The organism is Nocardia sp. NPDC059691, from assembly GCF_042733915.1.
Lineage (GTDB): Bacteria > Actinomycetota > Actinomycetes > Mycobacteriales > Mycobacteriaceae > Nocardia > Nocardia sichangensis.
Genome location: NZ_JBHWFB010000002.1, coordinates 63,994 through 77,234, shown reverse-complemented (window position 1 = coordinate 77,234; position 13,241 = coordinate 63,994). Strand labels below are relative to the sequence as shown.

The window sequence follows — 13,241 nt, the reverse complement described above, 5'->3', positions numbered from 1 at the left end:
GGACGGTACGCCAAGAGGATATCTACAGGTGCTTCGCCGCCGCCACGGGGTGTCCGCGTGATCTAGGCCGCAGTGCCGGGCCGGGCCCCGGCTCCGCTCACCGGCGGTCCCGCTCCTCCGATTGCAGGTTGGCCATGATCTCCGCGACCGAGAGACGACGCGACGGCGTCTCGTCGTCGCTTTCCGCCCGGCGGCGCCTGCGCGCGCTCGGCGTGCCCATGGCGGGCGCTGAGGCCGGCCGAGAGGCCGGTTCCGGCGTCGGCTGGGGCCGTGCGGCGGGCTGGGTGGGTGGCTCGTCCAGCGGCTCCTCGTCCACCGTCTCGGTGAAGGCGTCGGCCCAGCCGCGCGGCTCGGCGTAGCGCGCCCGCTCAGCGTCGGCCTGGTCGGCGTCGTCGAGGGAGACGACGGCGGTCTCCGCGGTGACCGGATCATCGAAGGGGCTGGCGAAGACCGGTGGCTCGGGATGGTCGGGCTCGAAGATCGGCGTCATACTGCTACGCGGTTGCTGGTCGGCGAACATCGACCACATCCCGGCATTCGCGGAGCTATTGTTCCCCGATTCCGTGCCGGAGCTGGTCAGCTCCTGGATCCTGGTCGCGTCGGCGCGCAACGCGGGGCGATCCATCGGCAGATCGCCGTCGAACAGCCGCTGCAGGCTCTGCCGCAGCACGGTGAGCTCCGCGCGCAAGGCCGCGAGTTCGGTCGCGTCGGCGCCCACCTCCTCGCGGACCCGCGCCTCCACACCGAGCTCGTACTCGCGGCGCGCGGTGACCTCACGCTCCAGCTGCAACGCGTAGACGGTTTGCAGATCGCGGACCTTCGCCTTGTCGATCGTCGCCTCTTTGCGGTACTTCGTCGCAGCAAGAGCCCCGATCGCCGCGGCCCACAGGGCCGCGACCAGACCTACCCGTACGAACTCGACACTGTTGCTGAAGATCAGGAAAACACTGGCAACCAGACCGAGCACGATCAGGACGCCGACGAATAATTTTCCCGCGTCGTCCCGCCGTCCACGGTAAGTGCTGCTACGGGAGGGTGAAACCATGCCAGCCAGGGTAGCCAATTGCTTCGGCCACGCCCAGATTCCGGTTTTGTGATTAAGTTCGTGAAACTAGCTATGTAGTTGCCGCATCGTCGGTGGGATCCTCCGGCGCCCGGCAGCAGTACTCCAGCCAGAGGGCCGCAGCAACCAAAGCGAAGCCCGCCAGCATCCCGACGATCGCGCCGGGACTGTCGGCCGCGGCCGCGCGCAAGGTGCCGCGCTGCGGGAGGACCCAGCACAGGAATCCGAGCCAGATACCCGCGGCGATCGAACCGACCTGCGCCGACGCCTTGGCCAACGCGACGGCGCGGGCCGCCGTGATCGGATGCAACTGGTGACGTCCATCGCCGATCTGGTGATCGTTGACCCGCGCCCGGATGACGAAAGCGAGCACAGCTTCGATCGCGGCCACCGGATACAGCGAGGCGCCCGCGAAGATCGAGATCGGCGGGAAGCTGTCATAGGCCACCCGGGTGGCGATCCACGCGACGATCGCGGCGATCAGCACGTTCGCCACGAGGTCGAGTACGCGAGTCGGCTTCAGTTTCACGACGGCGCGCCCGTCAGCGAGAACTCGGTGCGACGCACCCCGGCGCGTTCGTCCGGATCGAGCCCGGCCAGCAGATCCGCGACAGCGTGCGGCACGCCGTCGACCTCGAGCACCGCGTCCGGCATCACGTCCAGCCACGGCGCCAGCACGAAGGCGCGCCGATGCGCCTGCGGGTGCGGCAGGATGAGATCCGGGTCGGCGCTACGGCACGCGACCGGCTCACCGCCGCGCAGTTCGGCGCACCACACCACGTCCACGTCGAGTGTGCGTGCGCCCCAGCGCACTTCACGCACCCGTCCCGAGGCCTGCTCCAGCTCCTGCCCGCGACGCAGCCAGTCGGCGCAGCCGAAGGCCGGATCCTCTACCAGCACAGCGGCATTGAGATAGTCCCCCTGCGGGACACCACCCCAGGGCGCGGTCGAATACACGGCGGAGACCGCCAGCACGCGATGGCCGAACCCGTCCAGGACGCTGCGCAGATGCGCGAGCCGATCACCCAGATTGGAACCGATGGACAGCACGGCACGGGTCATCGGCGCACCTCCGCGGCGCCCGGCACGGTGAAAAACACCGCGCCGCAGTTCCGCTCGCTCATCCGACGGGCTCCCCCCGGTGACGCGAGGTGATCACCCGCACATCGGCGAACGTGTGCGGGATCGGCGCGGACGGCTTGTGCAACACCACCTCGACCGACCGGATCCGCGGATCGGTCATGACATCGTCGGCGATCTCCGAGACCACCGTCTCGATGAGATTGCGCGGCGGACCCTGGACGATGCGCACCGCGCGTTCGGCCAACGCGCCGTAGTCCACGGTGGCCGCCAGGTCGTCGGACGCCGCGGCCACGTCGAAGTCCACCCATACCGTCAGGTCGACCAGGAACTCCTGGCCGTCGCGGCGCTCGTGCTCGAACACGCCGTGGTGCCCGTAGGCGCGCAGGCCGCGCAACTCGATGCGGTCGGCGCCGCGCCGGATCGCCGAATCACCCGGCGGCGCCTCGTCTTCGGCGTGGATCGGGGACCGGCTCATCGTCGAGCTCCTTGCGCACTGGATCGGGCGGTGTCGTGCTGTTCGGCGCGCTGCCGTGCGGCATTCTGCCACGCGTCGGTGACCGTGATGGCGTCCAGCGAGGCGCGCACGTCGTGCACCCGCACACCCCACGCGCCGTGCACCGCGGCGAGCGCCGAGATGGTCGCGGTGGCCGTCTCCCTGCCGTCCGGTGGACGCGGCCCCGCCTCGTCGGCGAGCAGGGAGCCGAGAAAACGCTTGCGAGACGCCCCGATCAGGACCGGGAGCCCCTGCGCGACCAATTCCGGCAGCGCGCCGAGCAGAGCCCAGTTGTGTTCGGCGTTCTTCGCGAAGCCCAAGCCGGGGTCGAGAATCAGCCGGGACGACTCCACGCCCGCGGCGACGGCCGAGTCCACTTGCGCGGTCAACTCGGCGAGCACTTCCGCGACCACGTCGTCGTAGTGGTCCGCCGGTCCGGTGTGCCGGTAGTCGGCGCCCGCCCGCCAGTGCATGAGGATCCACGGGACCCGCGCGGAGGCGACCACGCGCACCATGTCGGCATCGGCGCGGCCGCCGGAGACGTCGTTCACCACCGACACCCCGGCTTCGATCGCGGCTTCGGCGACGGCGGCGCGCATGGTGTCCACGCTGGTCGGCACGCCCGCCGCGACCAGTCCGCGGATGACCGGTGTCACCCGTGCGGTCTCGGTCGCCGCGTCGACGCGGACCGCGCCCGGCCTGGTCGACTCGCCGCCGACGTCGATGACGTCCGCGCCCGCGGCGTGCAGCCGAACGCCGTGCGCGATGGCCAGCTCGGGATCGAGGTATCGCCCGCCGTCGGAGAACGAATCGCTGGTGACGTTCACCACACCCATCACCACACACGAGCGCCCGTCGCGGGCGGCGAGGCTCTCGAAGCGCCTCGGTTCGGACACCGCGGGCCCGCTCACTTCCGCAGGATCAGATCGAGCGCCTCGGCGCGCGAGGCGGCGTTGGACTGCAGCAGTCCACGCACCGCGGAGGTGGTCGTGCTCGCGCCCGGCTTGCGGATGCCGCGCATCGCCATGCAGAGGTGCTCGGCCTCGACCACGACGATCGCTCCCCTCGGGTCCAGCTTGCGCATCACCGCGTCGGCGATCTGGCTGGTCAGCCGCTCCTGCACCTGCGGGCGCTTGGCGTACAGGTCGACCAGGCGGGCGAGTTTGGACAGGCCGGTGACCCGGCCGTGCGGACCGGGGATGTACCCGACATGGGCGACACCGTGGAAGGACACCAAGTGGTGCTCACAGGTGGAGTACATCGGAATGTCCCTGACCAGTACGAGTTCCTGATGGCCCTCGTCGAACGTGGTGTTGAGCACGGAATCCGGTTCCACATAGAGCCCGGCGAACGTCTCCCGGTAGGCCCGCGCGACCCGGGCGGGCGTGTCGAGCAGGCCGGGCCGGTCCGGGTCCTCACCGACGGCGATCAGCAACTCCCGTACCGCCGCTTCGGCTCGCGCCTGATCGAACGACCTGCCCGTTTCCAGTGCCACGAGGCCCGGCTCCGACAGGCCGATGTCGATGCCGTTGTGCTCCGCACTGTCCAGTTCGGCGAGGGTGTGACCACCGCCATACTCGTTGGCCGACAATCGAGGACACCTCCAAACTCCCCGGGCGCCGGCAATCTCTCGGCACCCCAGATGGTCGAGCCTAATCGTCACAGGTCAGTGACGACCGTTCGGTCCATCCCAATCACCGTCGCCCTCGCCGTTCGGATTCGTCCGGCGCGGCTCGTCGTAACCGCCGTGGTCGCCGTACCCGTCCCTGTCGTAGCCGCCTTCGGGCGAACCCTGCGGACCCCACGGCTGATAGCCGTGCCGCGGCTGCTGCGGATCGCCCCAGCCGGGCTGACCCTGCTGCGGCTCGTCGCGCGGCGGCCAGCCGGGAGCGGACCAGCCCGCCGGAGCGCCGTAGTCCGGCCGCGAACCGTGCGTGCCCTGGCGCGGATAGGCCGGAGCGGGCGCCTGCGGCAGCGGGTAGCCGGGCGCGGACGGGCGGGGGTACTGCGGCGGAGCGCCGTAACCGCTCTCGTGCGGCGGATACCCGTTGGCGGGCTGCGGCTCGCGCTGCGCGGACGCGGCCACCGGTTTCACCACCGGCTCCGGCGGCCACGACTCGCCGCGCTCGGCGGCCAGCTCGCCCGGGGTCTTCACCGGCGGCTTGTCCGAGGGGACGCGCTCGCCGAAATCGTTGAACGCGGTGATCCGCGGGCGCTTCTGCACGGAGGCGAGGATCTGCTCGAGATCCTTGCGGTGCAGCGTCTCCCGCTCCAACAACGCGGTGGCCAGGTCGTCGAGCACGTCGCGGTACTCGTTCAGGATCGCCCACGCCTCGGTGTGCGCGGCCTCGATCAGGTTGCGCACCTCCACGTCGATCGCGCCCGCCACCTCGTGCGAGTACTCCGAACCCATGCCCATCGAGCGGCCGAGGAACGGGTCGCCCTGCTCCTGGCCGTAGCGGACCGCGCCGAGCCGGGCGCTCATGCCGTACTCGGTGACCATCGCCCGGGCGATCTTGGTTGCCTGGTCGATATCGGAGGACGCGCCGGTGGTCGGCTCGTGGAACACCAGTTCCTCGGCCGCGCGGCCGCCCATCGCCATGACCAGGCGGGCGATCATCTCCGAGCGGGTCATCAGGCCCTTGTCGTCCTCGGGCACCGTCATGGCGTGGCCGCCGGTGCGACCGCGCGCCAGGATGGTGACCTTGTAGACCGGCTCGATGTCCGGCATCGCCCAGGCGGCCAAGGTGTGGCCGCCCTCGTGATAAGCGGTGATCTTCTTCTCGTGCTCGCTGATGATCCGGCTCTTGCGGCGCGGGCCACCGATCACGCGGTCGACCGACTCTTCCAGCGATTCGCCGGTGATCACCGCGCCGTGCTCCCGGGCGGTGAGCAGCGCGGCCTCGTTGATGACGTTGGCGAGGTCCGCGCCGGACATGCCGACGGTGCGCTTGGCCAGGCCGTCCAGATCGGCATCCGGGGAGATCGGCTTGCCCTGCGAGTGCACGCGCAGGATGGCGCGGCGACCGGCGAGGTCCGGATTGCCGACCGGAATCTGCCGGTCGAAACGGCCGGGACGCAGCAGCGCCGGGTCGAGGATGTCGGGGCGGTTGGTGGCGGCGATCAGGATGATGCCGGTGCGGTCGCCGAAGCCGTCCATCTCCACCAGCAGCTGGTTGAGGGTCTGCTCGCGCTCGTCGTGACCGCCGCCGAGGCCCGCGCCGCGCTGGCGGCCGACCGCGTCGATCTCGTCGACGAAGATGATGCAGGGGCTGTTCTGCTTGGCCTGCTCGAACAGGTCGCGCACGCGGGAGGCGCCGACGCCGACGAACATCTCCACGAAGTCCGAACCGGAGATGGTGAAGAACGGCACGCCTGCCTCGCCCGCGACGGCACGGGCCAGCAGGGTCTTACCGGTGCCCGGCGGACCGTAGAGCAGGACGCCCTTGGGGATCTTGGCGCCGAGGGCCTGGTAGCGGACCGGGTTCTGCAGGAAGTCCTTGATCTCGTAGAGTTCCTCGACCGCCTCGTCGGCTCCGGCCACGTCGGCGAACGTGGTCTTGGGCATGTCCTTGGACAGCTGCTTGGCCTTCGACTTGCCGAAGCCCATCATGCCGCCGCGGCCGCCGCCCTGCATGCGGGCCATCACGAAGATGAACAGGCCGAGCAGGATGACCATCGGCAGCACGAACAGCAGGATCTGGGTGAACCAGCTCTCCTGCTTGACCACGGTGTTGTACGGGGCGCCGGAGTTCTTCACGGCCGAGAAGATCTGGGCGGAGGTCTCGCTACCGCCCGGATACTTCGCGATGATCTTGTTCTGTCCGCCGGTGGCGTCGTTGCCGTCCTTCAGCTCGATGCGCAGCTGCTGCTCGCGATCATCGATCTGGACGTTCTGGACGTTGCTCTTGTTCTCGAGCTGGCTCAGGGCAACCGATGTATCGACGCTCTTCCAGCCCCGCGTGTCGTTGCCGAAGTAGCTGAACGCATAGATCACGAGCAAGATGCCCGAGACTATGGCCAGGGTGCGAAACACTGTCTTGCGGTTCATAGAGCGTCGGCCGGGGCGGCCAGTCCTTTCCGGTGTCTCCGGTTCTTGCCTAGCGATGCGTCTGGCGCGTCCGGTTCCGCAGGGGTTCGGATGCGGACAAGCCACGTTACCGCGTACGGTCTACTCGATACATCGCGTAGTTCGGCTGCAGGTGCAGTTAAAGAGGTAAACGGCCGGGGATCGACGGTGGTTCCCGATGTCTCCGGTTCGGCTTCCTCCAAGTGGCAACAATCATGGCATGTTCGGCCTATCGTGAGCGACGACACAACATCGCGGCGCGAGCGACGGGCACGTAGGCGGTAGCTCGCACACCACGAAAGGCCCCGGGAGCGCCGCAGACCAGACACGAGCGCAGGGGGTATGGACATAGTCGAGTTACGAACACCCACAGCGATACTGCGTCACGGCCGCGGCAGGTTGATCGTCTTGCGACCCGGGTCCGACGGCGAGCGCGTGCTCGATGTCCCGGTCTCCGACCTGCTGAAGGTCCGGCTGAACCGGCGCGCGGACGACGCGGTGGTGATCGAGATCTATCTGCGCTACCCGACGCCCGTGCTCACCGGCGTCCCCGCGGACCGCACGCCCCTTCCGGTGATCATCGCCGAGCACGACGTTCCCGCGGCCACCGAGATCGTCGACCGCATCAACGCGCACATCCTGGCCACCCAGCGCATCGACGTGGCGGCGCCGGACCTGCGCCCGCCCACCCCCACCTGGGGACGTGGCGGCCCCACCCGCGCGGACGTGGAACGGGCGACGCGCAGGATGTCGCCGCGCCGTGAGGCGAAGCATGCGATAGCGGCTCTGCATCGTTACGTGACGCCGGACGAGTACGTCCTGGAGACCGCCGTCGCGGTCGCGCACCCTCCGGCGGGCAGCGGCTCCGGCCTGCTCGCCGCCACGACGACGCGGCTGCTGTTCATCGCGATCGGCGACAGCCGGTACGCGTACGAACTCCCGATTCCCGTGGTCGTATGGGCGCGCGTGACCGATACCCCCACCGCGGGGCGCGGCGAGATCGGCCCCGGGCGCGGCGCGACCGGCGCCGAGGTACACGACGGCAGCCGCACGCTGCAATTCGCGGGCGCCGACCGCGCCGACACCGAGCGGGTCATCTGCGCGGTGAACTTCGCGGTACGCCGGGAGTCCGCCGACGGCGCCGCGGGCCCTGCGGATCCCGGTGTGGCGCAGCTGTATTCGGAGTGGGAACTGCTGGTCGAGCGACACTCCCTCGGCATGGTCGACGACGCGCAGTTCCAACGTTACGGTCGCGGAATCCTGCGTTCACTCCCCGACGGGAGCTGAGTTCAGCGCGATCCGCCGCCACGGGCTGGTCGGACGCAGCCACAGCCGCAGCAGCTCCTTGCGGCGGTCGACGCCGCCGTTCTTCAGCTCGGCCAAGTCCTCGCAGGCCTGCCAATAGGTCCAGCCGGTGAGGTAGGCGTCGCCGAACTGGCGCCAGTTGCGGTACTTGCTCTGAGCCAGTGGCAGGGCGCGCGCCAGATAACTCCAGGCCACGTCGGCGTCGAGGTACCCGGCCGTGTAGGCCATCCTGGCCACCGCGACGACCCTGGCCAGATCCCAGGCGTGGATGTCACCCGGCAGCGGCCGGGCCAGATGGTCGGTGAATCCGATCTTGATCGCCTGCGACCAGATGTCGTAGTCGCGGACCAGCGCCTCGGGATTGTCCATCCCCCGGAACGCTCCGACCTGCCGCAGGAACGCCCGGTGCCGGTCGGCGCGCTCACCGAAGCGATCGCGCTCACTTGCGTTGATCGAGGCCGTCACCAGCGGGTGCACCAGCGCGTAGAGCGGGGCGTGCATGCCGTCGAGCAACTGCTCCATCGACGCCTGCGCCTCGGTGCCATCGGTGATGCCCCACGCGCCGGTGAGTGTGTCGATGGCCAGTTCACGCCGGTCACCGAGCGGATGCGCGCGTTCCGGGCCGAGCAGCAGCGCGTCGTGGAAGGCGTCCCAGCGCGCGGAGTAGAAGGCGCCGAGGGCCAGCGCCCGCAGTTCGTCGTCGGATACCGCGGCGCCGGACCAGTGGTCTTCCTCCCGCTCGTCCAGCTCCGCGTACGGAAAGGTCGTCAAGGTGGGTACGCCGCGCGAAGACATGCCCCGATTGTTCCCCATCCCGCGCGGGGTACGCGCGGGATTCGCGGATGGCCACCTTTGTCGGTCGCGACGCCGGACCGCGGGCGCGTCCGCCGGGCGAATCGATTTCGGACTCGGTTGGTTCTTGCGCTGACGCATGTCGTGATCTGGGGCTAGTGTGCTCGCATGTGTAGAAACATCACCGTCCTGCGTGGTCTGGAGCCTGCCGCAACCGAGCAGGAAATCTATGCCGCCGCACTGCAGTACGTGCGCAAGGTCGGTGGCGTGTCCGGCCTGAGCTCGACCACCAAACCGGCCGTCGACAAGGCCGTCGCGGCCATCGCAAACGCGACCACCACCTTGCTCGCCGAGTTACCCGACCGCAGGGTGGCCCCGACCACCGAACCGCCGCTGCGCCGGATCGCCGCACGGGAGGCCGCGGCGGGAGAGTAGACAGGCGGCCGGTTCAGGGCAGTGCGTCGGCGCCGTAGACGGCGACGCACACCAGCGCGATCTCCAGCGGCAGCCCGCGCTCTTCGATCGGATATCCCAATAGCTGTTCGATCCGCTGCACGCGGTAGCGGACCGTGTTCTTGTGTACGCCGAGCACCTTCGCGGTGGCCTCCGGGCTGCGTTGGCTGCGCAGATAGGCGTGCAGCGTCTCGCGCAGCCGTGCGGCGTTCCCGTCGCGCGCCGCCAGCGCGCCCAGTTCCCGCTCGACCAGTCCTCGCATGGCCGCTTCGTCCGCACCGGCCAGATAGGCGATCTCCACCGTTCGATACCCGGTGACGCGCAGCCCGCCCGCGGGTGCGCGCTCCGCGACCTGCCGCGCGGCGACCGCTTCGCGATGACTGCGACGGAAACCGGCGATCCCCGCGGCGGGCACACCGAACGCCACCCGTACCGGCGCCTCGACCTGCGCCGCGGTGAGCCGCTCCGCTTCGCCCGGCACCGCGAGTTCGGCGCCGTGTTCCCCGTCGTCCGATCCGGCCCACGCCCACATCGCGCTGGCGCCGGAGGGAACGGTGAGCAGCCGCGCGCTGCCAAGTGCCGCGGCCAGCCGCGCCGCGACCCGATCCAGCAGTCCGGTCGCCTCCGCCTCCGCGCCTGCGGGTTCTCCGGTCGGCTCGTCGGTCCACAGCACGAAGGCCAGGTGCCGCTGGGAGAGCCGGTAGCCGAGCCGCACCGATGCCTGATCGACGTCCACGTGCTCGCCGTCCAGCAGCGCTCGGACGGTCTCGGCGCGACGGTTGAAGGCGGCGCGCAGCACCTGCTCGCGCTCCTCCATGTAGGTGTCGGTGAGCAACTCGACCGACGTGCTGATCCACTTGGTGGCCCGCTCGAACAGCCGCAGCAGCACCATGCGTTCGAGTTCCGGCGTCGCCCGCCGCTGCTCGACGACCTCGGTCATGTAGTCCAGCACCGCCTCCATGCCCACGTGATAGACCCGCAGCAGCAACCGCAGCTCGAAACCACGCCTGGCCACGCTGCGCGCGAACGCGTGCGCCTCCTCCGGGAGTGAGAACTCGAAGGTATCGCTGGCCAGGCGGCTGAGCACGATCCTGGCGTGCGCCCTGGTGCTGGCCGCGAGGTCGCGGCGCATATCGCGATCGGCGAGTTCGGGGATGCGCGCGACGATCACGTCGTCGAGCCGGGTGACGATGCGTTCGAGCACTTCGGCGCGCGTCGTCTCGTAGACGTACTCCGCGAGCCAGTCGCGAACTTCGTCGGATGCGGGGCTCGGCCTGGCCGCGGCGCCCGGCGAAGGCCCAGCGGTCATCGCCCTCTCCTTCGGCTCGGCGGATACCGAACCACCGCTTGTCTCATGGACACAAAATCACCCGTTTTCCTTGACGATCTGGGCCAAGAAAGTCTGTTCGGATTGTGTCACGATCATAGTTCAGTGGCCTGCCTCACAGCAGTCAGCAGACCGCGGTTCAACACGACGTCAGTGGGAGAACAGCAGTGACCAACACCGAACCAGCGCCCGCGACCGAGAAGGCGCGGGCACGCGAAACGACCGCGAAGAAAGACGGTCCCGCCGTCATCGAAGTGCGCAATCCCGGCACGGGCGAGGTCGTCGGCACGGTGCCGGACGAGACCGCGGACGCGGTCGCGGCCAAGGTCCGCGAACTGCGGCTGTACCAGCCGGAGTGGGAGGCGATCGGCCCCGAAGGGCGCAAGGTCTGGCTGCTGAAGTTTCAGGACTGGTTGATCGACAACACCGACCGCCTTGCCGCCGTGCTGCAGTCGGAGACCGCCAAGCCCCGGGTGGACGCCCTGATCGATCCGGGTTTCGCGACCGATCTGATCGGCTACTACGCCCGCCGCGCGGCCAAGTTCCTCGCCGACGACCACCCGTCGCCGCACAGCCCGCTGGCCCGCGTCAAGCGCTTGACCACGGTCTACCGACCCTATCCGGTGGTCGGCGTCATCACGCCGTGGAACTTCCCGCTGGCCATGCCGGTGATGGACGTGATCCCGGCGCTCGCGGCCGGGGCGGCCGTCATCCTCAAGCCCTCCGAGGTGACCCCGCTCTCCGCGATCGAACTGGCCAAAGGCTGGGCGGAGATCGGCGCGCCGCCGATCTTCGCGGTGGTCACCGGCGCGGGCGCGACCGGAGCGGCCGTGGTGGGCAACGCCGACTACATCCAGTTCACCGGTTCCACCGCGACCGGCCGCAAGATCGCCGCCGCCTGCGTGGAACGGATGGTGCCCTACAGCCTGGAACTCGGCGGCAAGGATCCGGCGATCGTCCTGGCCGACGCCGACCTGGATCGCGCCGCGCACGGCATCGCCTTCGGTGGCATGTTCAACTCCGGCCAGGTCTGCATCTCCGTGGAGCGGGTGTACGTCGAAGCGCCGGTGTACGACGAGTTCGTCGCCAAACTCACCGCCAATGTGCAGGCGCTACGCCAAGGCCTGGACGGGCGCGAGTCGAAATACGACGTGGGAGCGCTTGCCAACGAGAATCAGGCGGCCATCGTGCAGCGCCACGTCGACGAGGCCGTCGCGGCGGGCGCCAAGGTGCTCACCGGGGGCAAGCGGGCCGGATTCGGCACCGCCTTCGAGCCGACCGTGCTGGTCGATGTCGACCACACCATGTCCTGCGTCACCGAGGAGACCTTCGGCCCGACGCTCCCGGTGATGAAGGTGGCCGACGAGTCCGAGGCGATCCGGCTGGCCAACGACTCGGTGTACGGCCTGTCGGCCTCCGTGTGGACCGGCGACAAAGAGCGCGGCGAACGGATCGCACGGCAGCTGAACGCGGGCGCGGTCAACATCAACGACGTCTTCGCCAACCTGTTCAGCTACGCCCTGCCCATGGGCGGCTGGGGGCTGTCCGGCGTCGGCGCCCGCTGGGGCGGCGCGAACGGCGTGCGCAAGTACTGCCGCCAGCAGGCGATCACCACGCCGATCCTGCCGACGCAGCAGAAGGAACTGTTCTGGTACCCGTACTCGATGCCGAAGCTGCTGTTCGCGCTCGGCGCCATGCGCGCGGCAGGCGCCCGCGGGCTGCGCCGCCTCGACCTTCCGGCCCTGCTGAAGCTCAAAGGGGGCGACAAGTGACCGAAGCGAAGCAGATCCGCGGCAAGGTCGTGGTGATCACCGGTGGTGCACGCGGCATCGGACTCGCCACCGCGACCGCGCTACAGGCTCTCGGCGCGCAGATCGCGATCGGCGATATCGACGAGACCATGGTGAAGGAGTCGGGCACGGCACGAGGTTTCGAGCTCTACGGCAAGCTCGACGTTACCGATCAGGAGTCGTTCGACGGCTTCCTCGACGAGGTGGAGCGCACCCTCGGCCCGATCGACGTGCTGATCAACAACGCGGGCATCATGCCGACCGGCAAGCTGGTGGACGAGCCGGACCCGCTGACCCGCCGGATCCTGGACATCAACGTCTACGGCGTGATCCTGGGCTGCAAGCTGGCGCTGCGCCGGATGCTGCCGCGCGGCGGCGGGCACATCATCAACATCGCCTCACTGGCCGGCGAGACCCATATCCCCGGCCTGGCCACGTACAACGCCAGCAAGCACGCGGTGCTCGGCTTCACCGACACGCTGCGGGAGGAGTACCGCGGCACCGGCGTGCGCTTCTCCTCGGTACTGCCCACGCTGACCAACACCGAGCTCGGATCCGGCGTCACCGCGCCCAAGCTGCTGCGGGCCGCGGAGCCGGAGGAGATCGCCGACGCCGTCGCGAAGCTGATCGTCGCGCCGAAGTCGAAGGTCAGGGTGACCGCGGTGGCCGGGTTCATCGCACAGTTCGTCGGCCTGCTGCCGGAATCGCTCGGTGACGGCATCGGCCGCGCGCTCGGATCCGGCCGCGCCTTCCTCGACGACGTCGACGCCGAGAAGCGCAAGGCCTACGAGGAGCGCGTGCGCGGCGCGTGAGCGCGGCGGGAAGCAGGGGCGCCGCGGCTGGGATTCGTCTCGGCCGCGGCGCCC

Annotated in this window: 13 protein-coding genes; 4 read left to right on the top strand and 9 right to left on the bottom strand. The window is 69.5% G+C overall.

The window, feature by feature from the left end:
• Positions 1–97: 97 nt before the first annotated feature.
• The 7 genes from ACFV2O_RS04655 to ftsH all read right to left on the bottom strand — a co-directional run bounded on the left by ACFV2O_RS04655 (position 98) and on the right by ftsH (position 6,690).
• Complete coding sequence (locus ACFV2O_RS04655) at positions 98–1,045, bottom strand: DUF6779 domain-containing protein (RefSeq protein ID WP_379250242.1); 948 nt, start codon at positions 1,043–1,045, stop codon at positions 98–100.
• Positions 1,046–1,115: 70 nt separating this feature from the next.
• Complete coding sequence (locus tag ACFV2O_RS04650) at positions 1,116–1,586, bottom strand: DUF3180 domain-containing protein (protein ID WP_379250826.1); 471 nt, start codon at positions 1,584–1,586, stop codon at positions 1,116–1,118.
• Positions 1,587–1,588: 2 nt separating this feature from the next.
• A complete protein-coding gene (gene folK, locus ACFV2O_RS04645; RefSeq protein WP_355079152.1) occupies positions 1,589–2,125 on the bottom strand; it encodes a 2-amino-4-hydroxy-6-hydroxymethyldihydropteridine diphosphokinase in 537 nt (178 codons plus the stop codon).
• Between the two features lie 58 nt (positions 2,126–2,183).
• Complete coding sequence (gene folB / locus ACFV2O_RS04640; protein WP_356963547.1) at positions 2,184–2,621, bottom strand: dihydroneopterin aldolase; 438 nt, start codon at positions 2,619–2,621, stop codon at positions 2,184–2,186.
• Positions 2,618–3,475: a dihydropteroate synthase gene (gene folP / locus ACFV2O_RS04635; protein WP_355079264.1), complete on the bottom strand. Its 858-nt coding sequence runs from the start codon at positions 3,473–3,475 to the stop codon at positions 2,618–2,620. Before folP ends, folB begins: the two co-directional genes overlap by 4 nt.
• Positions 3,476–3,546: 71 nt before the next feature.
• Positions 3,547–4,188, bottom strand: a complete 642-nt coding sequence (folE, locus tag ACFV2O_RS04630; protein WP_379250824.1) for a GTP cyclohydrolase I FolE — start codon at positions 4,186–4,188, stop codon at positions 3,547–3,549.
• Positions 4,189–4,305: 117 nt separating this feature from the next.
• Positions 4,306–6,690 carry an ATP-dependent zinc metalloprotease FtsH gene (gene ftsH, locus ACFV2O_RS04625; RefSeq protein ID WP_355079156.1) on the bottom strand — a complete coding sequence of 795 codons (2,385 nt, stop codon included), beginning with the start codon at positions 6,688–6,690 and terminating at the stop codon, positions 4,306–4,308.
• A 360-nt stretch (positions 6,691–7,050) separates the two neighbouring features.
• Here ftsH and ACFV2O_RS04620 point away from each other — a divergent pair, with 360 nt between their 5' ends.
• Positions 7,051–7,995: a hypothetical protein gene (locus ACFV2O_RS04620; protein ID WP_379250239.1), complete on the top strand. Its 945-nt coding sequence runs from the start codon at positions 7,051–7,053 to the stop codon at positions 7,993–7,995.
• Here the strand turns inward: ACFV2O_RS04620 and ACFV2O_RS04615 are convergent.
• Positions 7,975–8,808: a DUF1266 domain-containing protein gene (locus tag ACFV2O_RS04615; protein ID WP_355079160.1), complete on the bottom strand. Its 834-nt coding sequence runs from the start codon at positions 8,806–8,808 to the stop codon at positions 7,975–7,977. The genes ACFV2O_RS04620 and ACFV2O_RS04615 overlap by 21 nt on opposite strands.
• Positions 8,809–8,973: 165 nt before the next feature.
• Here ACFV2O_RS04615 and ACFV2O_RS04610 point away from each other — a divergent pair, with 165 nt between their 5' ends.
• Entirely contained in the window at positions 8,974–9,240 is a 267-nt protein-coding gene (locus ACFV2O_RS04610) for a DUF2277 domain-containing protein (RefSeq protein ID WP_067794607.1), read from the top strand.
• Between the two features lie 13 nt (positions 9,241–9,253).
• Here ACFV2O_RS04610 and ACFV2O_RS04605 read toward each other — a convergent pair whose 3' ends face one another.
• The gene (locus ACFV2O_RS04605; RefSeq protein WP_379250237.1) at positions 9,254–10,567 is read right to left on the bottom strand and encodes a PucR family transcriptional regulator; all 1,314 of its coding nucleotides are present in this window, start codon (positions 10,565–10,567) and stop codon (positions 9,254–9,256) included.
• Between the two features lie 185 nt (positions 10,568–10,752).
• Here ACFV2O_RS04605 and ACFV2O_RS04600 point away from each other — a divergent pair, with 185 nt between their 5' ends.
• Entirely contained in the window at positions 10,753–12,357 is a 1,605-nt protein-coding gene (locus tag ACFV2O_RS04600) for an aldehyde dehydrogenase family protein (protein WP_355079165.1), read from the top strand.
• Complete coding sequence (locus ACFV2O_RS04595; protein ID WP_379250235.1) at positions 12,354–13,187, top strand: SDR family oxidoreductase; 834 nt, start codon at positions 12,354–12,356, stop codon at positions 13,185–13,187. Before ACFV2O_RS04600 ends, ACFV2O_RS04595 begins: the two co-directional genes overlap by 4 nt.
• Positions 13,188–13,241: the final 54 nt, after the last annotated feature.

Excerpts from the sequence above, each read along its gene's own strand:
- ACFV2O_RS04655 (WP_379250242.1), bottom strand. The coding sequence starts at position 1,045 with ATGGTTTCACCCTCCCGTAGCAGCACTTACCGTGGACGGCGGGACGAC.
- folK (WP_355079152.1), bottom strand. The coding sequence starts at position 2,125 with ATGACCCGTGCCGTGCTGTCCATCGGTTCCAATCTGGGTGATCGGCTC.
- folB (WP_356963547.1), bottom strand. The coding sequence starts at position 2,621 with ATGAGCCGGTCCCCGATCCACGCCGAAGACGAGGCGCCGCCGGGTGAT.
- folP (WP_355079264.1), bottom strand. The coding sequence starts at position 3,475 with ATGGGTGTGGTGAACGTCACCAGCGATTCGTTCTCCGACGGCGGGCGA.
- ftsH (WP_355079156.1), bottom strand. The coding sequence starts at position 6,690 with ATGAACCGCAAGACAGTGTTTCGCACCCTGGCCATAGTCTCGGGCATC.
- ACFV2O_RS04620 (WP_379250239.1), top strand. The coding sequence starts at position 7,051 with ATGGACATAGTCGAGTTACGAACACCCACAGCGATACTGCGTCACGGC.
- ACFV2O_RS04615 (WP_355079160.1), bottom strand. The coding sequence starts at position 8,808 with ATGTCTTCGCGCGGCGTACCCACCTTGACGACCTTTCCGTACGCGGAG.
- ACFV2O_RS04610 (WP_067794607.1), top strand. The coding sequence starts at position 8,974 with ATGTGTAGAAACATCACCGTCCTGCGTGGTCTGGAGCCTGCCGCAACC.
- ACFV2O_RS04605 (WP_379250237.1), bottom strand. The coding sequence starts at position 10,567 with ATGACCGCTGGGCCTTCGCCGGGCGCCGCGGCCAGGCCGAGCCCCGCA.